This is a genomic window from Streptococcus oralis, from assembly GCF_001579175.1.
In the GTDB taxonomy this organism is placed as follows: Bacteria; Bacillota; Bacilli; order Lactobacillales; family Streptococcaceae; genus Streptococcus; species Streptococcus oralis_O.
In genome coordinates this window covers 778,545-802,315 of sequence record NZ_KQ970759.1, presented here as the reverse complement: position 1 = coordinate 802,315, position 23,771 = coordinate 778,545, and the positions used below count along the sequence as shown (strand labels likewise).

Sequence of the window (23,771 nt, the reverse complement as noted above, 5' to 3'; positions counted from 1 at the left end):
AAAAAGAAAACAGCAGTGGTATTTGGGACCTTTGCCCCTCTCCATCAGGGTCATATCGATCTAATCCAGCGAGCGAAGCGGCAGTGTGATCAGGTCTGGGTAGTCGTTTCAGGCTATGAGGGAGACCGAGGGGAGCAGATAGGCTTAACTCTTCAAAAAAGATTTCGCTATATCAGAGAGGCTTTTCGTGACGATGAGTTGACCTCTGTCTGCAAACTGGATGAGATCAACCTTCCCCGTTACCCTATGGGCTGGCAGGAGTGGTTGGATCAGATGTTAGCGGAGATTTCCTATGATGAAGCCCAGCAAGAACTGATCTTTTTTGTGGGAGAACGGGACTACCAGCAAGAGCTATCTAAACGTGGATTTGGCACCGTCTTGCAAGAAAGAAAGTTTGGTATCTCAGCGACTATGATTCGAGAAAATCCAAGCAAATATTGGAAATACATCGCACAACCCTTCCGTCGTCAGTTTACCAAGAAAGTCTTGATTATGGGAAGTGCTAGCAATGGGAAGACCACTCTGGCCAAGGATTTGGCAAGGTATTACGATGCGCCGGTCAGTCTGGAATACGCGCGCGAGTACCAGATCAAAAACAATGTCCGCGACGATGAATTGACTCCAAAGGATTACTACTATCTCCTTTTAGGGCAGTATGACCAAACCTCTAAGTTAATTGACAGTAATGCTAATCGAGGTCTAGTGATTGCTGACACCAACTCCTTAGTAACTAAGGGCTACTATGATTATTACATGGAGGCTGAGGATCAAGAGGACTTATCAGGAGAAACCTTTGACAATCTCTTTGTTTCGATCTTGGCTAAGGAAAAATGGGACTTGATTCTCTTTGTGCAGCCTGTCGGTTCTTATGTCAATGACGGATTTAGAGATATGACCATGGCGGAAGACCATATTCGCTACAGTTTTTCCCAGCATCTGGACCAGATGAGAGAGCGATATTTAACCACCATCCCACTAGTTTATCTAGCTGAGGATTACCTAGGAAATTATGAAGCAGCCAAAGTGGCTATCGATGCCATTTACCAAGCAGATTAGGAGAAAATTATGAAAACAGTAACTAAAAAAATCACACAATTTATCGAAAATTTTAAAAATGTTCACGCAGAAGCTCGTAAAATTGGTTTTGCAGGAGTTATGCGTTTGATTTGGAAAGACCTCTTTGTGGGCCGTAGTCTTTTCCAGTGGTTGTATCTCATCGCCTTGTCGAGTGTTCCCTTGATCTTAGAGTTCACGCAAAATGCAGAAAGCCATGACTGGTTGAGCTTGTTTGCATCTTGGACTGGGATTGTCTGTGTTATCTTGGTAGCAGAAGGGCGTGCAAGCAATTATCTCTTTGGGGCTATTAACTCAGCTATTTATTTAATTTTGGCAATGAATGCGACTTTTTATGGAGAAGTCTTGACGACTGTTTACTTCTTTGTCATGCAGCCGATTGGTCTCTATGCTTGGCTGTCCAATCGTATCAATGAACAGGAAAAGCCAGAAGAATCCCACTTTGAAGCTAAGAAATTATCTGTACTTGACTGGCTCAAGTACTTGGTCTTGACTGCCATCATCTGGATTGGCATGGGCTTGGCTTATCAAAGCATCCATAGTGCTCGACCTTTCCGTGATAGTGTTACCGATGCGACCAATGGTGTTGGTCAGCTCTTGATGACACGTCTTTACCGCGAGCAATGGATTTTCTGGATTGCAACCAATCTCTTTAGTATCTACCTCTGGTGGGGTGAAAATATCCACATTCAAGGGATGTACTGGGTTTACACACTCAATAGTCTAGTGGGATGGTACCAATGGACCAAGGCAGTTCGAAAGGAGGCTTAAAATGGTAGACACGAAGATTCCAGCGGGGATGACGGAAAAAGAATATTATGAAATCCATGCCAGTCAGGAGGAGTTTTTAGACTGGTACTACAAGCAGGAACTCCCTCAATATGAAAAACCAAGTGTGACAGTAGATATGGTGGCCTACTGCTTTGTCGAAGGAAAGATCAAGCTCTTACTAATCCGTCGCAAGGCCCACCCTTATCAAAACTGTTTGGCCTTAGTTGGAGGCTTTATGGACAAGGGAGAAGATGCTGCCCATGCCTGTCAGCGCGAGGTGAGAGAAGAAGTCAATCTCGATCTTCCTTTGGAAAAAATCGAGCAATTGATGACCGTATCGACCCCCGGTCGTGATCCACGGGGCTGGACGGTGACCATTGCCCACTTGGTGTACCTGCCTAGTCGTGCCTTAGGCCTCGTTCAGGCTGGAGACGATGCCAAGGATGTGGTTTTTGTAGATGTGGATTTTCAGACGGGCAAGTGCTTCCTAGAGGGAGTGGAGTTGGACGAGCAAGCCTTCGCCTTTGACCATTATGCCATTATCCAAGAGTCCATCAAACGAATCCAAGGCCGTCTCGATTGGAATCCGACCTTCCTTTATCTGCTGGAAGAGGAGTTCACTGTTTACGAAGGAACTGAACTAGTCAATCTCATCAACCCCGGTCGCCCAATCGTCAGCAATAACTTTCTCGTAAAATACGGCGAATATGTAGAAGAAGTCGGACTCAAGCGAGTTCCTAAAAAGAAACCAAGAAAAACCTATCGATTGAAATAAAGAGGCCGGGATCAAAATCCCGACCTCTTTGTTTGCCCTTATTAGGTTACTTTGATGTTGCGACTGTTTTTATTTTAGAACAACGCAAGCGACTATAAAAGTAGGATGTAAAAAATAGCTCTAATCTAGGAAATTTTCCTATTTTTTCGTTTCAATTACGAATAGAGATAGTAGAGAGAGATTTTTTAAAATAGTTTCTTTAAATAGTTGACAGATTCAAGGTCTAATGTTACAATTATATTACAAAAAGATTTCTTAACATGTCAAAAACGTTACAAAGGAGTAAAAAGATGAAAAAGAAAACTTATATCAAATTGATGGCTGTTACTGTATTGGCTTCGACCTTGCTACTGGGAGCTTGTGGAAATAAAAAAGAAAGCACCGAAACAAGTAGTTCTGCTAAGACAAGCCAATCTTCTAGTACAAAAGCAAGTTCTTCAAACAAGGAAAGCAAGGCTCAAAAGTCCTCAAGCTCAGTCTCATCCGAAAAGGCCACGAATTCTTCTAACCAGTCTGCTGCAACGGCAGATCAATCACAAGCAACACCAGCACCTGAGTCAAGACAGGGGCAAGAAGTACCTGCTCAAGCTCCTTCAAGCCAACAAGCTTCTCAGTCTAACCAGTCAACTTATGACCTCGCAACTGACCGAAAACTGCAAGACAAGCAGGCAGAACACAACAAACGTTATAAGGGTGTCTTGAACATGGTAGATGGCGATTTCTCAGCAGCAACTGGGAACTGGAAGGGATCCAATGGCGAAACCATCACCGTGTCATCAGGTGGTCAGTTCACAGTGGAGTCTGCTGATGGCAAGAAAGAAAACTATTCTATCAAGGGATATTCCTATACTCTTGATGATGGCAAGTACAATGCCAAGGTAGGTGGAGGAAAAGTCATCCAAATCACAACAGGTGCGGATGGTGCTGTTTCTAGTGTTGTGATGACTCAGCAATAAGATGAGAAGAATAAAATAATCCGCTAGACTCTCGGAAGAGTTAGCGGATTATTTTGTGAGTATGTTAAAAACTTATCTGTATCAAGAATTTGAGCAAACTCGTTTTGTAAAGAAATGAGATTCACATTGTGAATGATATCTGGATGAACGAGTTGACCATTTCGGTCAGGCAGAGAAAAGCTGGCTGTTGCATCGGCTAGTAGGGTGACTTTAAATCCTAGATTGCTAGCCATGCGAGTGGTTGTCGAGATACAATGTGGCAATGTTAAACCGACAATAACCAATTGAGAAACTTTCTGTTCATGTAGATACTGCTCTAAACCAGTCCCAATAAAAGCGCTGTTGACTGTTTTTTGGAAAATAATTTCTCCTGCTATTGGTTCAAATCGATTTTTAAAGGCTTGCCCTTGCTTTGTATAAAATAGTGAACAAGGATTGCTAGAGACATGTTGGATATGACAGATTGGCAGTTTATGCTTTCGAAAAAATTGCAATACCTGTAGTGCCTTTTCCTCTGCATGAGGATTGTTTCGTTCACCCCAAGCGTCTTTTTCAAAAGCTTGTTGCATATCGATGATAAGGAGGGTTGTCTGTGTCATGTTATGCCTTTTCTAGTTGCAAAAGTTCCTCAATCTCTGCCAGAGTGCTGGCTTGGGAAATGGCACCACGGAGTTTAGCTGCACCAGATGTCCCACGGAGATAGTGGGGAGCTAGCCCACGGAATTCACGGACAGCGATGTGTTCGCCTTTGAGGGCGATTAGGCGTTTCAAGTGCTCGTAGGCGATGTTCATCTTGTCTTCAAAGGTCAAGTCTGGCAGGATTTCCCCAGTTTCAAAGTAATGATTGATTTGGTTGAAGAGATAGGGATTTCCCATAGCAGCTCGTCCGATCATGACAGCGTCAGCACCGACTTCCTCGATGCGCTGTTTGGCATCTTGCACGGTACGAATGTCACCATTTGCAATGAAAGGAATCTTAGTAAGAGCTTGGGCAACGTCATGCAGGGTCTCAAGGTCGGCTTGTCCTGTGTACATCTGCTCACGAGTCCGTCCATGCATGGCAAGGGCAGAGACACCAGCAGCTTCGGCGGCAAGGGCATTTTCGACAGCGAGAGAGCTATCAGACCACCCTGTTCGCATCTTGACTGTCAAGGGGATATCCAAAACTGACTGGACTTTGCTGATGATGGAGTAAATCTTATCAGGATCCTTGAGCCACATAGCACCAGCCTCGTTTTTAACGATTTTGTTAACTGGGCAGCCCATGTTGATATCAACGATATCGGTCTTGGTGTTTTCTTGGATAAACTCAGCTGCGCGTGCGAGGCTGTCTTCGTCGCTACCAAAGAGTTGGATAGATACGGGGTTTTCACCTTCATCGATATGGAGCATATGCAGGGTTTTTTCGTTGTTGTACTGGATACCCTTATCAGAGACCATTTCCATGACAACGAGTCCAGCTCCCAACTCTTTTGCAATGGTACGAAAGGCTGAGTTGGTCACTCCAGCCATAGGTGCTAAAACAGTGCGATTGGGAATCTCAACATTGCCAATCATAAAAGGTGTATTAAGATTTGTCACGGATGAGTTCCTCCAGATCATTTTCGTCAAAGTTGTAAGTAGTTTGGCAGAATTGGCAGGTGATTTCTGCACCTTTGTCCTCGTCCTTCATCTCTTGCAAGTCGGCTATTGGCAAGCTGGCAAGGGCATTCATAAAGCGTTCGTGGCTACAGTCGCACTGGAAACGGATTTCTTCTTCTGATAGTCGTTTGTAAGGTTCGTCACCATAGATGGCTTTGAGGAGGGCATTGATGTGGTCTTCAGACTCCAGCAGTTTTGAGATAGCAGGTATTTCTTGGATGCGTTTTTCAAAGCGAGCAATCTCTTCTTCCTTGGCTCCTGGTAATACTTGAACCAAGAAACCACCGGCAACTTCGACCTTGTCCTCCTTATCCAAAAGGACATTGAGACCGACTGCCGAAGGCGTTTGTTGGCTTTCAGTCAGATAGAAAGCCAGATCTTCCCCGATTTCTCCAGAGATGAGAGGCGTCATGGAGTTGTAAGGATTTCCGGTACCGTAGTCAGTGATGACGAGAAATTGCCCGTTCCCGACAAAAGGACCAACAAGCACTTCGCCAGTTGCAGTCTTTTTGATGTCCACACCGGGATTTTGCACGTAGCCTTTGACATTTCCCTTAGTATCTGCGACGGTGATGATGGCACCGAGTGAACTAGTTCCAAGAACTTTAACAGTTAACTTAGTATTTCCTTTTTCATTGGCTGCGAGGATCTGGCTAGCGATAAGGGTTCGACCAAGTGCGACAGTTGAACTGGCTTGAGTTTGATGTTTTTCTTGAGCAGTGCGGACGGTTTCAGTGCTATCAAGGACAAAAGCACGAAAGGCTCCGCTTTCTGATATAGTTTTAATAATTTTATCCATAGCTACTATTTTAGCATAAAAATGTCCAAAGGGGGAGCCGTGTGTTTGCTGTTTCTGTGGAATAATGACGAGAAAATCAACTTTGAAATAAAATGAGAAACAGATTATTTCCGCATTTCTAAGATTTATGCTATGCTTGTAGGAGAAAATGAAAGGGGTAACAAATGTATTTAGGTGATTTGATGGAAAAAGCCGAATCTGGTCAATTTTTAGTCCTTTCCTTTCTGTTACAAGATTCGCAGACAACCGTCAAGGAAGCCATGGAAGAAACAGGCTTTTCAAAGGCGACCCTAACCAAGTACATCTCCCTGATTAACGAAAATGCCTTGGAAAGAGGGTTAGAGCTGACCATCCACTTGGATGATGAAAGCCTGCGTCTGTCTGTCGGTACTGCCACAAAGGGGAGAGAGATTCGGAGCTTGTTTTTAGACAATGCCATTAAGTACCAAATTTTGGTTTACCTTCTCTATCACCAACAGTTCCTAGCCCATCAACTGGCTCAAGAATTGATGATTAGCGAGGCCACGCTTGGTCGCCATTTATCTAGCTTGAATCATATTTTGTCAGAGTTTGACTTATCCATCCAAAATGGCCGTTGGCGAGGTCCGGAGCATCAGATTCGTTACTTTTATTTCTGCCTTTTCCGCAAGGTCTGGTCTAGTCAGGAGTGGGAAAGTCATATGCAGAAAGCTGAGAGAAAGCAGGATATTGCTACCCTAGAAGAAATCTGCGGTGCCAGCTTGTCTTCGGGCCAGAAATTAGACTTGGTTCTCTGGACTCATATCAGTCAACAGCGCCTTCGGGTTAACGCCTGTCAATTTCAGGTTATAGAAGAAAAAATGCGGGGCTATTTTGACAATATTTTCTACCTTCGTCTACTTGGCAAGGCTTCTTCTTTTTTTGGTGGGCAGCACATTCCTCTAGGAACTGAGGATGGGGAGATGATGATTTTCTTCTCTTTCCTCCTTTCTCATCGCATTTTGCCCCTTCATACTATGGAGTATATCCTTGGTTTCGGAGGGCAATTAGCCGATTTGTTGACGCAATTGATTCAAGAAATGAAGAAGGAGGAGTTGCTGGGGGACTACACAGAGGACCATGTCACCTATGAACTGAGTCAACTTTGTAGTCAAGTTTATCTCTACAAGGGCTACATCTTGCAAGATCGATACAAGTATCAGATAGAGCATCGGCACCCTTATTTGCTGATGGAGCATGACTTTCGAGATATTGCTCAGAAAATTTTCGCCTCCTTGCCAGCCTTTCATCAGGGGACGGATCTGGATAAGAAAATCCTCTGGGAATGGCTTCAGTTGATGGAGTATATGGCAGAAAATATAGGAAAACATCTGAGAATAGGGCTAGATCTAACAGCAGGCTTCCTTGTTTTTTCGAGGATGTCGGCCCTTTTAAAACGATATTTGGAGTACAATCGCTTCATTAGCATCGAAGCCTATGACCCCAGTCGACATTATGATTTGTTGATTACCAATAACCCTATCCATAAGAAAGAACAAACACCCGTCTACTATTTGAAAAATGATTTGGACATCGAAGATTTAGCTACGATTCGTCAGATGCTCTTTGCCTAAAAGACCTGAATTTTCAGGTCTTTTTTGTGAAATTCGCACAATCTCCTCACATTTTTTTAAAATTTTAAAAAAATTGATAAACAAGAAAGCGCTTTATTTTGTATACTAGTTACTGTAAAGAGGGACCCCCTCAAGATTTTATCAGGAGGACAGCACATGTCACAAGAAAAATACATCATGGCTATTGACCAAGGAACGACCAGTTCTCGTGCCATCATTTTTAACAAAAAAGGAGAAAAGGTCAGCTCTAGTCAAAAAGAGTTCACTCAGATTTTCCCTCAAGCAGGTTGGGTTGAGCACAATGCCAATGAAATTTGGAATTCTGTTCAGTCAGTTATCGCGGGTGCTTTCATCGAAAGTGGTGTGAAACCAAATCAAATCGAGGCAATCGGAATTACTAACCAACGTGAAACAACTGTCGTCTGGGATAAGAAAACAGGGCTCCCTATCTACAATGCTATCGTTTGGCAATCACGCCAAACTGCTCCTCTGGCTGAACAACTGAAAAGCCAAGGTTATGTGGAAAAATTCCATGAAAAGACTGGTTTGATCATCGATGCTTACTTCTCTGCTACCAAGGTTCGTTGGATTTTAGACCATGTAGAAGGTGCTCAAGAGCGAGCTGAAAAAGGAGAATTGCTCTTTGGTACGATTGATACTTGGTTGGTTTGGAAATTGACTGACGGTGCGGCTCATGTGACGGACTACTCAAATGCGGCTCGTACCATGCTCTATAACATTAAAGAACTCAAATGGGATGATGAGATTTTGGAAATCCTCAACATTCCTAAGGCTATGCTTCCAGAAGTTCGTTCTAACTCTGAGATCTATGGCAAGACAGCTCCATTCCATTTCTACGGCGGAGAAGTACCAATCTCTGGTATGGCTGGTGACCAACAAGCAGCCCTCTTTGGTCAGTTGGCTTTTGATCCTGGTATGGTTAAAAATACCTACGGAACTGGTTCCTTCATCATCATGAACACTGGTGAAGAGATGCAGTTGTCTGAGAACAATCTCTTGACAACGATTGGTTATGGTATTAACGGCAAGGTTTACTATGCTTTGGAAGGTTCTATCTTCATCGCAGGAAGTGCCATTCAATGGCTTCGTGATGGTCTTCGCATGGTGGAAAACTCACCAGAGTCTGAAAAATATGCTCTCAATTCTCACAACAATGACGAAGTCTATGTCGTTCCTGCCTTTACAGGACTAGGGGCACCATACTGGAACCAAAACGCTCGAGGATCTGTCTTTGGCTTGACTCGTGGAACAACTAAAGAAGACTTTATCAAGGCGACTTTGCAATCTATCGCTTATCAAGTGCGTGACATCATTGACACCATGCAAGTGGATGCTCAGACAGCTATCCAAGTCTTGAAGGTGGATGGTGGTGCTGCTATGAACAACTTCCTCATGCAGTTCCAGGCTGATATTTTGGGAATCGATATTGCACGCGCTAAAAACTTGGAAACAACTGCCCTCGGTGCAGCCTTCCTAGCAGGATTGTCAGTGGGTTACTGGAAGGACTTGGATGAGTTGAAACTCTTGAACGAGACAGGAGAACTCTTCGAACCATCGATGAACGAATCTCGTAAGGAACAACTTTATAAGGGCTGGAAGAAGGCTGTGAAAGCAACTCAAGTCTTTGCGGAAATCGATGACTAATACTGAAAGAATAAAGTGACTCAGTTAGAAAGTGTGTAAATATGGAATTTTCAAAGAAAACACGTGAATTGTCAATTAAAAAAATGCAGGAACGTACCTTGGATCTCTTGATTATTGGTGGAGGGATTACAGGAGCTGGTGTAGCTTTGCAGGCTGCAGCCAGTGGTCTTGACACTGGTTTGATTGAAATGCAGGATTTCGCAGAAGGAACATCCAGCCGATCAACAAAATTGGTCCACGGAGGTCTGCGTTACCTCAAACAATTCGACGTAGAAGTGGTATCAGATACAGTTTCTGAACGTGCGGTGGTTCAACAAATCGCTCCACATATTCCAAAACCAGATCCAATGCTCTTGCCAGTTTACGATGAAGATGGAGCAACCTTTAGCCTCTTCCGTCTCAAAGTAGCCATGGACTTATACGACCTTTTGGCAGGTGTTAGCAATACGCCAGCTGCTAACAAGGTCTTGAGCAAAGAAGAAGTCTTGGAACGCCAGCCAAACTTGAAGAAAGAAGGCTTGGTAGGAGGTGGAGTTTACCTTGACTTCCGTAACAACGATGCGCGTCTCGTGATTGAAAATATCAAACGTGCCAACCAAGACGGTGCCCTCATTGCCAACCACGTTAAGGCAGAAGGTTTCCTCTTTGACGAAAGTGGCAAGATTACAGGTGTTGTAGCTCGTGATTTGTTGACAGACCAAGTCTTTGAAATCAAGGCTCGTTTGGTTATCAACACGACAGGTCCTTGGAGTGACAAGGTACGTAATTTGTCTAATAAGGGAACGCAATTCTCACAAATGCGTCCAACCAAGGGAGTTCACTTGGTGGTTGACTCTAGTAAGATCAAGGTTTCACAGCCAGTTTACTTTGACACAGGCTTGGGAGATGGTCGTATGGTCTTTGTTCTCCCACGTGAAAACAAGACCTACTTTGGTACAACCGATACAGACTACACAGGTGATTTGGAACATCCAAAAGTGACGCAGGAAGATGTGGATTATCTACTTGGCATTGTCAACAACCGCTTCCCAGAAGCAAATATCACCATTGATGATATCGAAAGTAGCTGGGCTGGTCTTCGTCCATTGATCGCAGGCAATAGTGCCTCTGACTACAATGGCGGAAATAACGGAACCATTAGCGACGAGAGCTTCAATAGCTTGATTGCGACTGTCGAGGCTTATCTATCGAAAGAAAAAACGCGTGAAGATGTTGAGTCTGCTGTCAGCAAGCTTGAAAGTAGCACATCTGAGAAACATTTGGACCCATCTGCAGTTTCTCGTGGTTCGAGCTTGGACCGTGATGACAATGGCCTTTTGACCCTTGCTGGTGGTAAAATCACAGACTACCGTAAGATGGCTGAAGGAGCTATGGAGCGCGTGGTTGATATCCTCAAAGCAGAATTTGACCGTAGCTTTAAACTCATCAACTCTAAGACTTACCCTGTTTCAGGCGGAGAATTGAACCCAGCAAATGTGGACTCAGAAATTGAAGCCTTTGCGCAACTTGGAGTGTCACGTGGCTTGGATAGTAAGGAAGCCCACTATCTCGCAAATCTCTACGGTTCAAATGCACCGAAAGTCTTTGCCCTTGCTCACAGCTTGGAACAAGCGCCAGGACTCAGCTTGGCAGATACCTTGTCCCTTCACTATGCAATGCGCAATGAGTTGGCTCTGAGCCCAGTTGACTTCCTCCTTCGCCGTACCAACCACATGCTCTTTATGCGTGATAGTTTGGATAGCATTGTGGAGCCAGTTCTGGATGAAATGGGACGATTCTATGATTGGTCAGAAGAAGAAAAAGCAGCCTATCGTGCGGATGTTGAAGCAGCCCTTGCTAACAACGATCTAGCGGAATTGAAAAATTAAGAAAAACTAGAAGAGAGGGAGACAAGCCTTCCTTGCCTTCTCTCTCCTTCTTTTAAATGGAGACAACGATATGATGAAAGAATTATTTGGAGAATTTTTGGGGACCTTAATCCTTATCCTCCTAGGAAATGGTGTTGTAGCAGGTGTGGTTCTTCCCAAAACTAAGAGTAACAATTCAGGATGGATCGTCATCACGATGGGATGGGGGATCGCCGTTGCGGTTGCCGTCTTTGTATCTGGCAAACTTAGTCCTGCACACTTAAACCCAGCTGTGACGCTTGGTGTAGCCTTAAAAGGTGACTTGCCTTGGGCTTCAGTATTCCCATATATCCTAGCTCAGTTCGCTGGAGCGATGCTTGCTCAAATTTTAGTTTGGTTGCAATTCAAACCACACTATGATGCAGAAGAAAATGCAGGCAATATCCTAGCGACCTTTAGTACTGGACCAGCAATCAAGAACACAGTATCCAACTTGGTTAGTGAAATCCTTGGAACCTTTGTTTTGCTCTTGACAATCTTTGCCTTGGGGCTCTATGACCTTCAAGCAGGGCTAGGAACCTTTGCAGTGGGAACCTTGATTGTCGGTATCGGTCTTTCACTAGGTGGGACAACTGGTTATGCCTTGAACCCAGCTCGTGACCTTGGACCTCGTATCATGCACAGTATCCTTCCGATTTCAAATAAGGGAGATGGGGACTGGTCTTATGCTTGGATTCCAGTTGTGGGACCTATCATTGGTGCAGCCTTGGCAGTCCTAGTATTTTCACTTTTCTAAGATAAAAGAGCTTTTTGCAACAGAGTTTGAGATGGAAATCTCAGGCTCTTTTTTGATGGCCAAAACATTAATATCTTAACTTGTCTTAAAATAAGCTAAAACCAACTTTTAAGTGACGGTAAACAGTTGAAAATTAGCATCATAAAGTGGTAAAATGGTAAAAAGATAAGATAGTAAGTGCTTATTTGCACAATATTCCTGAAAGTTTACAGAAAAGAAGTCGAATATGAAAAAAAAGAGAACATTTTATATTTTTTGGGCTCAAACATTCCTGTATTTTGTTATTTTACTAGGCTTGCTATATTTTTTTAGTTACCTTGGACAGGGACAAGGCGGCTTTATCTATAATGAATTTTAATTCAAAGGAGAAAATCTATTGTGTCAAATAAACCAATAGTTGATATGATTGAAACGATTGAGCACTTTGCTCAGATACAAGCCAGTTATCCAGTTTACAATGTTTTGGGGCAAGAGCATACTTATGGTGATCTGAAGGCTGATTCGGATAGTTTGGCTTCAGCCATTGATCAGTTGAATTTGCCAGAAAAATCTCCTGTTGTCGTCTATGGCGGGCAGGAGTATGAGATGTTGGCTACCTTTGTGGCCCTGACCAAGTCAGGTCATGCCTATATTCCCATCGATAGCCATTCAGCCTTAGAACGGGTAGCTGCTATCGTAGAAGTAGCAGAACCGAGCTTGATTATTGCTATTTCAGATTTTCCATTAGAGCAGACAAGTATACCAACACTGAATTTAGAGCAGGTCCATGAAGCCTTTTCTCGACGTTCCAGCTATGCCATAACGCATCCAGTCAAGGGAGATGACAACTACTACATCATCTTTACTTCTGGGACGACTGGTAAGCCTAAGGGAGTGCAGATCTCCCATGACAATCTCCTCAGCTTTACCAACTGGATGATTACAGATAAGGAATTTGCGACGCCGAGTCGTCCGCAAATGCTGGCCCAGCCGCCTTATTCTTTTGACCTGTCTGTTATGTACTGGGCACCAACCTTGGCACTAGGTGGTACACTTTTCGCTCTTCCTTCAGCCATTACTCAGGACTTCAAAAAACTCTTTGCGACCATCTTTTCATTACCCATCGCTATCTGGACTTCAACGCCTTCCTTTGCAGATATGGCCATGTTGTCAGAAGACTTTAATAGCGAGAAAATGCCTGAAATCACGCATTTCTACTTTGATGGGGAAGAATTAACTGTCAAAACAGCGCAAAAACTGCGTGAGCGTTTCCTAAATGCCCGTATCATCAATGCCTACGGTCCAACAGAAGCTACAGTGGCTTTATCGGCAGTTGCCGTGACAGATGAGATGTTGGCGACTCTCAAACGCCTGCCAATCGGCTATACTAAGGCGGATTCTCCAACCTTTATCATTGGTGAGGATGGCAATAAAGTTCCCAATGGTGAACAGGGAGAAATCATCATTTCTGGACCAGCTGTTTCAAAAGGTTATATGAACAATCCTGAAAAAACAGCAGAAGCCTTTTTTGAGTTCGAAGGTCTTCCAGCTTACCACACAGGAGATGTGGGAACTATGACAGATGAGGGCTTGCTTCTCTACGGTGGACGGATGGACTTCCAGATTAAGTTTAATGGTTATCGTATTGAGCTTGAAGATGTCTCTCAAAATCTCAACAAGTCTCGTTATATCGAGTCGGCTGTTGCTGTCCCACGTTATAACAAGGACCACAAGGTACAGAATCTACTGGCCTATGTGATCCTAAAGGACGGTGTTCGTGAACAGTTTGAACGTGATATCGATATTACTAAGGCTATCAAGGAAGACTTGGCTGATATCATGATGTCTTATATGATGCCGTCTAAATTCCTTTATCGGGACAGCCTCCCACTGACTCCTAATGGTAAGATTGACATCAAGGGCTTGATTAACGAGGTAAACAGCCGATGATGGAATTTTTTAAACAATTTCCTCATTTGGAACCTTATGGGAATCCACAGTATTTTCTATATATCATCGGAGCGACCTTACCCATCTTTATCGGCCTCTTTTTCAAGAAACGTTTTGCCTTGTATGAGGTGCTGGTTAGTCTTTTCTTTATCCTAGCCATGTTAACAGGTGGGAAGACGGATCAAATCAGTGCTCTCCTCCTTTATGTCGTTTGGCAGTTACTACTTGTTTTTTTCTACAAAAGGTACAGGAAAAAGCGGGATAGTCAGTGGGTCTTTTATCTAGTTAGCTTTTTATCTTTATTGCCAATTATCTTTGTGAAAGTAGCTCCTGCTATTCATGCTCCCCAGTCCTTGCTTGGCTTTTTGGGAATCTCTTACCTGACCTTTCGTTCGGTTGGGATGATCATCGAGCTGAGAGATGGGGTGATTAGGGATTTCACCTTGTGGGAATTTCTCCGATTTCTCCTCTTCATGCCGACTTTCTCGAGTGGTCCTATCGATCGCTTTAAACGTTTCAATGAAAATTACGAGACCATTCCTGAGCGAGAAGAGTTGATGGATATGCTAGAAGAGGCAGTCAAGTATATCATGCTAGGCTTTCTCTACAAGTTTATCTTGGCCCATATTCTAGGAGAGATTTTGCTACCTCCTTTAAAGAACTTGGCCCTGCAGACTGGTGGCTTCTTTAACCATTATGCCCTAGCAGTCATGTATACCTTTGGTTTGGAATTGTTCTTTGATTTTGCAGGCTATTCTATATTTGCCTTAGCCATTTCAAACTTAATGGGGATTCGTAGCCCTATCAACTTTAACAAGCCCTTTTTGTCAAGGGATTTAAAGGAGTTTTGGAATCGTTGGCATATGAGCCTGTCTTTCTGGTTCCGTGATTTTGTCTTTATGCGAATGGTGATGGTCTTGACTAGAAAGAAGGTCTTTAAGAATCGCAATGTGACTTCAAGTGTCGCCTATATTGTAAATATGCTGATTATGGGATTTTGGCACGGAGTGACCTGGTACTACATCGCCTACGGACTCTTTCATGGGATTGGACTGGTCATCAATGACGCTTGGGTTCGCAAGAAAAAAGCACTCAATAAAGAACGCAAAAAAGCTGGGAAGGCTGCCTTACCTGACAATCGCTGGATTCAGTTGCTTGGCATGGTTGTTACCTTCCATGTCGTCATGTTTTCATTCTTAATCTTTTCTGGATTCTTGAATGATTTATGGTTTAAAAAATAAAAGGAAATAAAATATGGATATCAAATCAGAAGTTATCGAAATTATTGATGAGTTGTTTATGGAAGATGTTTCTGACATGATGGATGAGGACCTCTTTGATGCAGGTGTCTTGGATAGCATGGGAACGGTTGAATTGATTGTTGAGATTGAAAATCGTTTTGACATTCGTGTGCCAGTGACGGAGTTCGGTCGCGAGGACTGGAATACAGCCAATAAAATCGTAGCAGGTATTATGGAGTTACAGAATGCTTAAGCGTTTGTGGTTAATCTTTGGCCCTCTGCTTCTTGCTAGTTTTCTTGTTTTCTTACTAATCTTTTTCTATCCAAACAATCCGAGTCATAATTTGACTGAAGAAAAATATTCTGCTGCAGCGATTAGTTCGGAGAGCTTTAAAGAGAGAAGCCAAAAAGTAAGAGCCTTTACGGAACCCAATATGCGCTTTATTCCCTTTTTTGGCTCAAGCGAGTGGATTCGTTTTGATAGCATGCATCCTGCGGTCTTGGCGGAGAAATATAGTCGCCCCTACCGGCCCTACTTTTTGGGACAAGCAGGAGCGGCCTCTCTCAATCAGTATTTCGGTATGCAGCAAATCTTACCAGAAATCGAGGAAAAACAGGCGGTATTTGTCATTTCCCCTCAGTGGTTTACAGAGGAGGACTATGAGCCAGCCTTCTTCCAAAACTACTTTAACAACGATCAGTTGACAGCCTTTCTAGAAAATCAATCGGGAGATATAGGAGCCAAACATGCGGCTAAACGTCTCTTAAAGCAAAATCCAGGAGTCTCTATGAAGGGCATCGTTGAGAAGCTGTCAAAGGGTGAGGAATTATCAGAGGTTGATCATGCTATTATCAAGGCTTTTGCGCGTTTTAATGAGCGTCAGGCCTCTCTATTTGGACAATTCTCCATTCGAGGAAAACTCAAGTACAAGGAACATGTGGAGAACTATTTAAAAGATCTTCCGGATCAATTTTCTTATGAGGAGTTAGAAAAAATTGCTCGAAAGGATGCAGAAGCCAATACCAATAATAACGATATGGGAATTGAAAATCAATTTTATAAGACTCAGGTGAAAGACTACCTCGAGAAGTATAAGGGCTATCAAAAAAATTACAATTTCCTCAAGTCGTCTGAATACAATGATTTGCAGTTGGTTCTCAATCAATTTGCCAAATCAAAGGTCAATGTCCTTTTTGTGATCCAGCCTGTCAATAAAAAATGGATGGCCCATACAGGGCTCAGCGAGGAAATGTACCAACATGCTGTTGAAAAAATTCGTTACCAGTTAGAAAGTCAAGGTTTCACCAACATTGCTGACTTTTCTAAAAAAGGTGGAGATCCCTACTTTGTCAAGGATACGATTCACATTGGTTGGTTGGGTTGGCTAGCTTTTGATAAGGTTGTCAATCCCTTCTTAACGGATCCGACCCCAGCTCCAGACTATAAAATGAATGACCGCTTCTTCAGCAAGGACTGGGCGACCTATGATGGAAATATCAAAGATTTTCAATAAATCAAGAAAAAACTTGAACTTTTTGGTTCAGGTTTTTTTGTTAAATAGCGAATATTTGAGAGAGAAATAGGTCAAAAGTTTAAATTTTTTCAGAAATAGCGTATAATGTAATAGAAAAGAAGAAAAGAAAGGGATTTTAAAATGAACAAACGTTCTTTGTTACCTGTCTTGTCGACAGCCCTGTTAGCTCCAGCCTTCTTAGCTGGACAAGTCTATGCTGAAGAAGCAGCTACCCCTGCAGAAAGCCCTGCAGTTGTAGCAAATCCAGCAACTTCAGAAACTCCTGTAGCTCCAACAACAGAGGTGGCAAGTCCCACAAGTGCTGAATCGGCGGAAGCAAAGGAAGCTCCTGCTGAATCTACTAAAGGCGAAGAAAAGGACACCGTTATCTTACACACCAATGATGTCCATGGTCGTATTGTAGAGGAAAAGGGAGTAATTGGTGATGCTAAGTTAGCGACTGTCATCGAGCAGGAACGCGCGAAATCAAATCAAACGACTCTCGTCGTAGATGCTGGGGACGCCTTCCAAGGTTTACCGATTTCCAACTCTACAAAGGGTGAAGCACGCGCCGAAATTCTCAATCAGATGCAGTATGATGCCATGGCAGTAGGAAACCATGAGTTTGACTTTGGTTTAGACGAAGCTAAAAAATACAAGGAAATCTTGAAATTCCCATTACTTAGCTCAAATACCTACGTCAATGGTGCTCGTCTCTTTGAAGCTTCTACAATCGTTGATAAAGATGAGACTGTGGAAGGTGATGAGTTTGTTGTAATCGGCGTGACAACACCTGAAACAGCTACCAAAACTCACCCTAAAAATGTCAAAGGAGTAACTTTTACAGATCCAATCTCTGAAGTCAATAAGGTCATCGAAGAAGTTCAAGCCAAGGCTCGTGCAGAAGGCAAGGACTACAAACACTATGTTGTGCTGGCTCACTTGGGTGTGGATACCACAACCCCAGTCGAATGGCGTGGTTCAACTTTGGCAGAAGCCTTGTCTAAAAATCCTCGTTTGAAAGGGAAACGCGTAACAGTAATCGACGGTCACTCTCATACAGTAGAATCAACGACTTATGGAGATAATGTTACCTATAACCAGACGGGAAGCTACCTTCATAATGTAGGAAAAATCACCTACAAATCACGTCAGCTTTTGGGCAATCCAACTCAGATTCCGGCTGCTGATGCTAAAAAATTACCAGCCAATCCAACAGTAGAAAAACTAGTCAAAGACATTAAACAAAAATACGATGCTGAAAATGCGGTTGAAGTCGTTTCAAACAGCCCTGTAGAACTCAACGGAGATCGTGAAAATGTTCGGGTTCGTGAAACTAACCTCGGAAACGTCGTAGCAGACTCGCTCTATCAGTATGGTCAAACAGGATTTAGCCGTCCGACTGACATCGCTGTGACAAATGGTGGTGGCTTGCGTGAAACTATTGCAAAAGGCAAACCGATCACTAAAGGAAATGTCATTGCTGTTCTTCCATTTGGAAATACCATCTCACAAATCCAAGTGACTGGGCAACAAGTATTGGATATGTTTGAAAAGTCACTCGGATCTATCTTGCAGGTCGATAAGGATGGCAAGAAGGTCTTGGATGAGAAGGGGCAACCATTGCTAGAACCAAGTGGTGGCTTCTTGCAAGTTTCAGGTGTGAAGGTTTACTATGATACCAATCTACCATCAGGTAAACGTGTCTTGGCCATCCAGGTCAAAAACCGCACAACTGGTCGTTATGATCTCCTAGACCTCGCAAAAACCTACTATCTTGCAACCAATGATTTCTTAGCTGCGGGTGGCGATGGCTACACGATGTTAGGTGGTGCGCGAGAAGAAGGTCCTTCTATGGATGCTGCCTTTGAAGAGTATCTGAAAACCGCTGATTTGACCCAGTATGAAAAGATCAATCCGAACTCACGGACGATTTCTGTGGATTCTAAAAACTTTAGTCTACCAGTAGAAACACCTCAAACGAATACAGCTGCTAGCGATGCGACTACGAATGTACCACTTACTTATGAGGTGGCAGGTCAATTTAGCAAGAAGGCAGTTGTCTCAGAAAAAGCTCTCCCAAATACAGGAAGTGAACAATCCATCTTCTTGCTCTTGATGGGAATGGTAGCTGGATTGGCAGGTATCTTATCGAGCCGAAAACCAAAGCTAAAATAGGTTAAATTTCACATCTAGAAGAGTTTAGGGAAACGTTTTTACGCCTTTTTCCCTTGACTCTTTTTTGGTTTATGATATAATTAACCAGTAAAGAATCGGTGGCTATCTAAGTTTTTTTACGAAAAAGATAGCTAGGGAAGGAGTAACACATGAGACAGCTTGCACAGGAAATCGATAACTTTTTAAACGAGGTGATCTTGAGATCTGAGAACCAGCATGAAATTCTGATCGGGCATTGCACAAGTGACGTAGCCTTGACCAATACTCAGGAACACATCCTCATGCTCTTGTCAGAAGAATCCCTAACCAACTCTGAGTTGGCTCGTCGTCTTAACGTCAGTCAGGCGGCAGTGACCAAGGCTATCAAGTCTTTGGTCAAAGAGGGCATGTTAGAGACCTCCAGAGATCCAAAAGATGCGCGTGTGATTTTTTATCAACTGACCGAGCTAGCTCGACCAGTGGCGGCGGAGCACCACCACCACCATGAGCACACGCTCTCAGCCTATGAGCAAGTAGCAAATCAGTTTACTCCAAATGAACAAGAAGTCATCCAGCGGTTTTTAACTGCTTTAGTAGGAGAAATCAAATAATGCGGTATATTACAGTAGAGGACTTGTCTTTCTATTATGACAAAGAGCCTGTCCTCGAGCACATCAACTACAGTGTTGATAGTGGGGAGTTTGTCACCCTGACTGGTGAAAATGGGGCTGCCAAGACGACGCTTATCAAGGCTAGTCTGGGCATCTTGCAGCCGAGATTTGGCAAGGTAACCATCTCAAAGACAAACACTCATGGGAAAAAGCTTAGGATCGCTTATCTTCCCCAGCAGATTGCCAGTTTTAATGCTGGTTTTCCAAGTACGGTTTATGAATTTGTCAAGTCGGGTCGCTATCCGAGAAAGGGCTGGTTCCGTCGTTTGAATGCCCACGATGAGGAGCATATCAAGGCTAGTCTAGACTCAGTTGGTATGTGGGAACACCGTGATAAACGGATTGGTTCCCTCTCTGGTGGGCAAAAACAACGGGCGGTTATTGCACGGATGTTTGCTTCTGACCCAGATATCTTTGTCTTGGATGAGCCGACGACAGGGATGGATGCTGGAAGCAAAAATGAATTTTACGAACTTATGCACCATAGTGCTCATCATCATGGCAAGGCTGTTTTGATGATTACCCATGACCCTGAGGAGGTCAAGGACTATGCGGATCGCAATATCCATCTAGTCCGTAACCAAGATTCGCCATGGCGTTGTTTCAACGTTCACGAAAGCGACCAGGAGGTGGAACATGCTTAGTTTGTTATCCTATGACTTTATGCAGCGGGCCTTCTTGGCTGTCATTGCCATGAGCCTCTTTTCACCAGTTCTTGGGACCTTCCTTATTTTACGTCGTCAGAGTTTGATGAGTGATACTCTCAGTCACGTTTCCTTGTCAGGGGTTGCCTTTGGTCTGGTCTTGGGGATTTCTCCAACTATTTCGACTATTGTCATTGTCTTGATAGCTGCGGTCTTTCTAGAGTATCTCCGTACGGTTTACAAGAACTTTATGGAAATCGGGACTGCCATCCTCATGTCGACAGGGCTTGCAGTCTCCCTTATCGTGATGAGTAAGGGGAAAAGTTCGAGTTCCATGAGTCTGGATCAATACCTCTTTGGTTCGATTGTGACTATCAGTGAGGAGCAGGTCCTTGCCCTCTTTGTCATTGCTGCAGTCGTTTTGCTCTTGACTTTCTTGTTCTTACGTCCTATGTACATCCTGACCTTTGATGAGGACACGGCTTTTGTAGATGGGCTACCTGTCCGCACTATGTCTATCCTCTTTAACATGGTGACAGGGGTGGCCATTGCCCTCATGATTCCAGCTGCAGGAGCTTTGTTGGTGTCAACCATTATGGTCTTGCCAGCTAGTATTGCCCTTCGTCTGGGGAAAAACTTTAAATCTGTTATGTTACTGGCTAGTGCGATTGGCTTTTTGGGAATGGTAGCGGGGCTTTACATCTCCTATTATGCGGAGACTCCTGCTAGTGCAAGTATCACCATTATCTTTGTAGTTGTCTTTTTATTAGTCAGTCTACTCAAGCGTTATATCAAATAGGAGACGAAAATGAAAAAACTGACCTTCCTTTTGGCAAGTCTTGTGACAGTATTCTTAGTGGCTTGTTCCAATCAAAAACAAGCAGATGGGAAATTAAATATCGTGACAACCTTTTACCCTGTCTATGAATTTACCAAGCAAGTCGCGGGAAATACCGCAAATGTAGAACTTCTAATCGGTGCTGGGACAGAACCTCACGACTACGAACCTTCTGCCAAGGCAGTTGCCAAAATCCAAGATGCAGATGCCTTTGTCTATGAAAATGAAAACATGGAGACCTGGGTTCCCAAATTGCTAGAGTCTTTGGATAAGAAAAAAGTCAAGACTATCAAGGCGACAGGCAATATGCTGCTCCTACCAGGAGGTGAGGAAGAAGAGGAAGGTCATGATCACGGTGATGAAGGTCACCATCATGACTACGATCCCCATGTATGGCTCTCACCAGCACGTGCTATCAAACTGGTAGAGCATATCCGTGATAGTTTGTCAGCAGATTATCCTGATAAAAAAGAGACTTTTGAAAAGAATGCCGCTGCCTATATTGAAAAGTTACAAGCCTTGGACAAGTCCTATACAGATGGCTTGTCTCAAGCTAAACAAAAGAGTTTTGTGACCCAGCATGCAGCCTTCCGATACTTGGCTTTGGACTACGGTCTCAAGCAAGTATCAATCTCAGGTCTCTCACCAGATGCAGAACCATCAGCAGCTCGTTTAGCAGAGTTGACAGAGTATATCAAGAAAAACAAGATTTCTTATATCTACTTTGAAGAAAATGCCTCACAAGCCCTCGCCAATACACTTTCAAAAGAAACAGGTGTCAAACTAGACGTGCTCAATCCGCTAGAAAGTCTAACAGAAGAAGCAACCAAGGCTGGTGAGGACTATATCTCCGTGATGGAGAAAAACCTCAAGGCTTTGAAACAAACAACAGACCAAGAAGGACCAGAAATCGAACCAGAGAAGGAAGAAAACACCAAGACAGTTCACAATGGTTACTTTGAGGATGCAGATGTCAAAGACCGTACCTTGAGTGACTATGCTGGCAACTGGCAGTCAGTTTATCCTTTCCTTGAAGATGGAACTTTTGATCAAGTCTTTGACTACAAGGCTAAATTGACTGGCAAGATGACCAAGGATGAGTACAAGGCCTACTATAGAAAAGGCTATCAGACAGATGTGACCAAAATCAACATCACGGACAATACCATGGAGTTTGTTCAAGGTGGACAAAGTAAGAAATTTACGTATAAGTATGTCGGCAAGAAAATCTTGACTTATAAGAAAGGCAATCGTGGGGTGCGCTTCCTCTTTGAAGCGACAGATGCAGATGCTGGACAATTCAAGTATGTTCAGTTTAGCGACCACAATATCGCCCCAGTCAAGGCAGAACATTTCCATATCTTCTTTGGGGGCACCAGTCAAGAAGCTCTCTTTGAGGAGATGGATAATTGGCCAACCTACTATCCAGATAAGCTATCTGGTCAAGAAATCGCCCAAGAAATGTTGGCGCATTGATGTAAGAAAAAATCCCGCAAATCTGCGGGATTTTTTTGGTAGAAACTTTATCTGGTTAGGTTGCGAGACGGTAAACCGCCTCTGCGTAGATGTCCATAGCGCGATAAAGATCGTCTAGGACAGCTGCTTCATTTGCTTGATGTTCAGTTTGTTGTGCTCCTGGAAAAAGAGCGCCAAAGGCTACACAGTTTGGCATAGTGCGGGCAAAGGTAGCACCACCTGATGAGAGAGGAGGAGTTTTATCTCCGGTTTTTTCTTGGTAGACTTGCATAAGGGTAGTAACAAGTTGGCTATCTCTTGCGACATAGAGGGGTGCTAGATAGTCAAATTCTTGGTAGTCAAGTTGGTAGTCTTTGGCGCACTGAGTGAGCTGTGCCACCAGTTTCTCCTTATCTGCTAGCACAGGTATACGTATATCGATCCGAATCTCGGAGCGATCGGGATTGATAGTCAAGCCCGCAACATTAAAGGAAAGGGAACCGGACGGTTCATCAGCGACCTCTCCAAATATATTCAGTCCTTTGCCGTCCTGTCCGGCTTTGTCGCTTAGAAAATGGAGAGTAGGATGTGAGTGAAGGCTTGCGAGTACACTGGCTAGTCGAATGACGGCATTTATACCCTGACTAGCATCTTTAGCATGCTTGGGCAAACCGATAACAGTCACTGTTTGGTCTGCAGTTTGGTAATCATAACCAGCTTCTGTTAAACCTCTACAAACCGCTTCATAAAGAGGACCTTGGTAACTTGCCTTGTCTGGTACGACATTAAAGGCACCTCCGATATCGAGCTTGAGTTGATCAGAGCCGGGGCCATGAAGCTTGACTTGAAGGAGCCCCTTTTCAGCATATGTCAAAGGAAATGACGAATCAGGGGCGAATCCCATACTAGCTGTTTCTTCGAGGGCATTGTAGCGTGCCATACATCTCCAAAGGGTTTCTTCATCCGTACCAAAGATAAAACGCACGCGTTTCTGAAATTGGATGCCTTGGTCAAGCAAGCTTTTCACTGCGTAGAGAGCTGCCAGTGAAGGACCTTTATCGTCCTGTGCCCCTCTTCCGTAGAGGATTCCTTCTTTAATGCTTGCTTCAAATGGTGGCGTCTGCCAATCTGATAGATCTCCTGCAGGTACAACATCCAAGTGACAGAGGATGGCAAGGAGCTCTCCCTCGCCAACCTCGGCATAGCCATAATAGCCCTTGGGATCAATATAGGTTCGAAAGCCAAGTTCATGGCAGATTTCCAGCGTCTTTTCTAGGACGTCTTGAATAGCTTGTCCAAAAGGTGTTCCATTCTCCCCTTCACGAAGGACAGATGGATAAGAAATCAAGGTTTGTAGGCTCTTTACAAAGCTTTGTTTAATAGAATCAGTGATGTAGACGGTCATT

At 43.6% G+C, this 23,771-nt stretch carries 22 protein-coding genes; 18 read left to right on the top strand and 4 right to left on the bottom strand.

From position 1 onward, the window contains the following. The 4 genes from SORDD24_RS04005 to SORDD24_RS03990 all read left to right on the top strand — a co-directional run. Positions 1-1,056: AAA family ATPase (locus tag SORDD24_RS04005; protein WP_061407910.1), on the top strand; the 1,056-nt coding region annotated here is incomplete at its 5' end. A 9-nt stretch (positions 1,057-1,065) separates the two neighbouring features. Next, positions 1,066-1,845, top strand: coding sequence for a nicotinamide riboside transporter PnuC (gene pnuC, locus SORDD24_RS04000; RefSeq protein WP_061407678.1), 780 nt, complete (start codon positions 1,066-1,068; stop codon positions 1,843-1,845). A gap of 1 nt (position 1,846) precedes the next feature. Then, positions 1,847-2,620: an NUDIX domain-containing protein gene (locus SORDD24_RS03995; RefSeq protein WP_061407675.1), complete on the top strand. Its 774-nt coding sequence runs from the start codon at positions 1,847-1,849 to the stop codon at positions 2,618-2,620. A 290-nt stretch (positions 2,621-2,910) separates the two neighbouring features. Beyond that, on the top strand, positions 2,911-3,576 hold the full coding sequence (locus SORDD24_RS03990; protein WP_061407672.1) for a hypothetical protein: 666 nt from the start codon (positions 2,911-2,913) through the stop codon (positions 3,574-3,576). Positions 3,577-3,599: 23 nt separating this feature from the next. On the opposite strand, the gene SORDD24_RS03985 is transcribed toward SORDD24_RS03990, so the two are convergent. The 3 genes from SORDD24_RS03985 to hslO are packed head-to-tail and all read right to left on the bottom strand — an operon-like array spanning position 3,600 to position 6,016. Continuing rightward, positions 3,600-4,175, bottom strand: coding sequence for a cysteine hydrolase family protein (locus SORDD24_RS03985; protein ID WP_061407669.1), 576 nt, complete (start codon positions 4,173-4,175; stop codon positions 3,600-3,602). A 1-nt stretch (position 4,176) separates the two neighbouring features. Next, positions 4,177-5,157 (bottom strand): tRNA dihydrouridine synthase DusB, encoded by a 981-nt coding sequence (dusB, locus tag SORDD24_RS03980; protein ID WP_061407665.1) that lies wholly within the window; start codon positions 5,155-5,157, stop codon positions 4,177-4,179. Then, on the bottom strand, positions 5,144-6,016 hold the full coding sequence (gene hslO, locus SORDD24_RS03975) for an Hsp33 family molecular chaperone HslO (RefSeq protein WP_061407663.1): 873 nt from the start codon (positions 6,014-6,016) through the stop codon (positions 5,144-5,146). The genes dusB and hslO overlap by 14 nt, the downstream gene beginning before the upstream one ends. A gap of 164 nt (positions 6,017-6,180) precedes the next feature. On the opposite strand from hslO, the gene SORDD24_RS03970 reads away from it, so the two are divergent. From SORDD24_RS03970 to SORDD24_RS03905, 14 genes are all read left to right on the top strand, one after another. Then, positions 6,181-7,608, top strand: coding sequence for an AcpB/EbpR/MafR family transcriptional regulator (locus SORDD24_RS03970; protein ID WP_061407660.1), 1,428 nt, complete (start codon positions 6,181-6,183; stop codon positions 7,606-7,608). A 156-nt stretch (positions 7,609-7,764) separates the two neighbouring features. Next, the gene (gene glpK, locus SORDD24_RS03965; protein WP_061407657.1) at positions 7,765-9,273 is read left to right on the top strand and encodes a glycerol kinase GlpK; all 1,509 of its coding nucleotides are present in this window, start codon (positions 7,765-7,767) and stop codon (positions 9,271-9,273) included. Between the two features lie 41 nt (positions 9,274-9,314). Further along, positions 9,315-11,141 (top strand): type 1 glycerol-3-phosphate oxidase, encoded by a 1,827-nt coding sequence (gene glpO / locus SORDD24_RS03960; protein ID WP_061407654.1) that lies wholly within the window; start codon positions 9,315-9,317, stop codon positions 11,139-11,141. Positions 11,142-11,211: 70 nt separating this feature from the next. Next, a complete protein-coding gene (locus tag SORDD24_RS03955; protein WP_061407651.1) occupies positions 11,212-11,916 on the top strand; it encodes an MIP/aquaporin family protein in 705 nt (234 codons plus the stop codon). Positions 11,917-12,142: 226 nt separating this feature from the next. Continuing rightward, positions 12,143-12,274: a teichoic acid D-Ala incorporation-associated protein DltX gene (locus SORDD24_RS03950; RefSeq protein WP_061407648.1), complete on the top strand. Its 132-nt coding sequence runs from the start codon at positions 12,143-12,145 to the stop codon at positions 12,272-12,274. A gap of 20 nt (positions 12,275-12,294) precedes the next feature. After that, entirely contained in the window at positions 12,295-13,845 is a 1,551-nt protein-coding gene (gene dltA / locus SORDD24_RS03945) for a D-alanine--poly(phosphoribitol) ligase subunit DltA (RefSeq protein ID WP_061407645.1), read from the top strand. Then, a complete protein-coding gene (gene dltB, locus SORDD24_RS03940; protein WP_061407641.1) occupies positions 13,842-15,086 on the top strand; it encodes a D-alanyl-lipoteichoic acid biosynthesis protein DltB in 1,245 nt (414 codons plus the stop codon). The genes dltA and dltB overlap by 4 nt, the downstream gene beginning before the upstream one ends. Before the next feature lie 13 nt (positions 15,087-15,099). Further along, positions 15,100-15,339: a D-alanine--poly(phosphoribitol) ligase subunit DltC gene (dltC, locus tag SORDD24_RS03935; protein ID WP_061407638.1), complete on the top strand. Its 240-nt coding sequence runs from the start codon at positions 15,100-15,102 to the stop codon at positions 15,337-15,339. Further along, positions 15,332-16,600, top strand: coding sequence for a D-alanyl-lipoteichoic acid biosynthesis protein DltD (gene dltD, locus SORDD24_RS03930; protein ID WP_061407635.1), 1,269 nt, complete (start codon positions 15,332-15,334; stop codon positions 16,598-16,600). The genes dltC and dltD overlap by 8 nt, the downstream gene beginning before the upstream one ends. A 141-nt stretch (positions 16,601-16,741) precedes the next feature. Next, positions 16,742-18,778 carry a cell surface ecto-5'-nucleotidase Nt5e gene (gene nt5e / locus SORDD24_RS03925; RefSeq protein ID WP_061407632.1) on the top strand — a complete coding sequence of 679 codons (2,037 nt, stop codon included), beginning with the start codon at positions 16,742-16,744 and terminating at the stop codon, positions 18,776-18,778. Positions 18,779-18,927: 149 nt separating this feature from the next. Further along, complete coding sequence (adcR, locus tag SORDD24_RS03920; RefSeq protein ID WP_001249325.1) at positions 18,928-19,368, top strand: zinc-dependent transcriptional regulator AdcR; 441 nt, start codon at positions 18,928-18,930, stop codon at positions 19,366-19,368. Further along, the gene (locus SORDD24_RS03915) at positions 19,368-20,072 is read left to right on the top strand and encodes a metal ABC transporter ATP-binding protein (RefSeq protein ID WP_001269483.1); all 705 of its coding nucleotides are present in this window, start codon (positions 19,368-19,370) and stop codon (positions 20,070-20,072) included. The genes adcR and SORDD24_RS03915 overlap by 1 nt, the downstream gene beginning before the upstream one ends. Continuing rightward, positions 20,065-20,871: a metal ABC transporter permease gene (locus SORDD24_RS03910; RefSeq protein ID WP_061407629.1), complete on the top strand. Its 807-nt coding sequence runs from the start codon at positions 20,065-20,067 to the stop codon at positions 20,869-20,871. The genes SORDD24_RS03915 and SORDD24_RS03910 overlap by 8 nt, the downstream gene beginning before the upstream one ends. A gap of 9 nt (positions 20,872-20,880) precedes the next feature. Next, positions 20,881-22,386 carry a zinc ABC transporter substrate-binding protein AdcA gene (locus SORDD24_RS03905; RefSeq protein WP_061407626.1) on the top strand — a complete coding sequence of 502 codons (1,506 nt, stop codon included), beginning with the start codon at positions 20,881-20,883 and terminating at the stop codon, positions 22,384-22,386. Between the two features lie 55 nt (positions 22,387-22,441). On the opposite strand, the gene SORDD24_RS03900 is transcribed toward SORDD24_RS03905, so the two are convergent. After that, complete coding sequence (locus SORDD24_RS03900) at positions 22,442-23,770, bottom strand: dipeptidase (protein WP_061407622.1); 1,329 nt, start codon at positions 23,768-23,770, stop codon at positions 22,442-22,444. Between the last annotated feature and the right edge of the window lies 1 nt (position 23,771).

What these genes read in the sequence shown, in the direction of transcription:
- adcR (WP_001249325.1), top strand. Translation starts at nt 18,928, where the DNA reads ATGAGACAGCTTGCACAGGAAATCGATAACTTTTTAAACGAGGTGATC.
- SORDD24_RS03905 (WP_061407626.1), top strand. Translation starts at nt 20,881, where the DNA reads ATGAAAAAACTGACCTTCCTTTTGGCAAGTCTTGTGACAGTATTCTTA.
- pnuC (WP_061407678.1), top strand. Translation starts at nt 1,066, where the DNA reads ATGAAAACAGTAACTAAAAAAATCACACAATTTATCGAAAATTTTAAA.
- SORDD24_RS03995 (WP_061407675.1), top strand. Translation starts at nt 1,847, where the DNA reads ATGGTAGACACGAAGATTCCAGCGGGGATGACGGAAAAAGAATATTAT.
- SORDD24_RS03955 (WP_061407651.1), top strand. Translation starts at nt 11,212, where the DNA reads ATGATGAAAGAATTATTTGGAGAATTTTTGGGGACCTTAATCCTTATC.
- SORDD24_RS03915 (WP_001269483.1), top strand. Translation starts at nt 19,368, where the DNA reads ATGCGGTATATTACAGTAGAGGACTTGTCTTTCTATTATGACAAAGAG.
- SORDD24_RS03910 (WP_061407629.1), top strand. Translation starts at nt 20,065, where the DNA reads ATGCTTAGTTTGTTATCCTATGACTTTATGCAGCGGGCCTTCTTGGCT.
- dltB (WP_061407641.1), top strand. Translation starts at nt 13,842, where the DNA reads ATGATGGAATTTTTTAAACAATTTCCTCATTTGGAACCTTATGGGAAT.
- SORDD24_RS03990 (WP_061407672.1), top strand. Translation starts at nt 2,911, where the DNA reads ATGAAAAAGAAAACTTATATCAAATTGATGGCTGTTACTGTATTGGCT.
- nt5e (WP_061407632.1), top strand. Translation starts at nt 16,742, where the DNA reads ATGAACAAACGTTCTTTGTTACCTGTCTTGTCGACAGCCCTGTTAGCT.
- hslO (WP_061407663.1), bottom strand. Translation starts at nt 6,016, where the DNA reads ATGGATAAAATTATTAAAACTATATCAGAAAGCGGAGCCTTTCGTGCT.
- SORDD24_RS03950 (WP_061407648.1), top strand. Translation starts at nt 12,143, where the DNA reads ATGAAAAAAAAGAGAACATTTTATATTTTTTGGGCTCAAACATTCCTG.
- dltD (WP_061407635.1), top strand. Translation starts at nt 15,332, where the DNA reads ATGCTTAAGCGTTTGTGGTTAATCTTTGGCCCTCTGCTTCTTGCTAGT.
- SORDD24_RS03970 (WP_061407660.1), top strand. Translation starts at nt 6,181, where the DNA reads ATGTATTTAGGTGATTTGATGGAAAAAGCCGAATCTGGTCAATTTTTA.
- SORDD24_RS03985 (WP_061407669.1), bottom strand. Translation starts at nt 4,175, where the DNA reads ATGACACAGACAACCCTCCTTATCATCGATATGCAACAAGCTTTTGAA.
- dltC (WP_061407638.1), top strand. Translation starts at nt 15,100, where the DNA reads ATGGATATCAAATCAGAAGTTATCGAAATTATTGATGAGTTGTTTATG.
- glpK (WP_061407657.1), top strand. Translation starts at nt 7,765, where the DNA reads ATGTCACAAGAAAAATACATCATGGCTATTGACCAAGGAACGACCAGT.
- SORDD24_RS03900 (WP_061407622.1), bottom strand. Translation starts at nt 23,770, where the DNA reads ATGACCGTCTACATCACTGATTCTATTAAACAAAGCTTTGTAAAGAGC.
- glpO (WP_061407654.1), top strand. Translation starts at nt 9,315, where the DNA reads ATGGAATTTTCAAAGAAAACACGTGAATTGTCAATTAAAAAAATGCAG.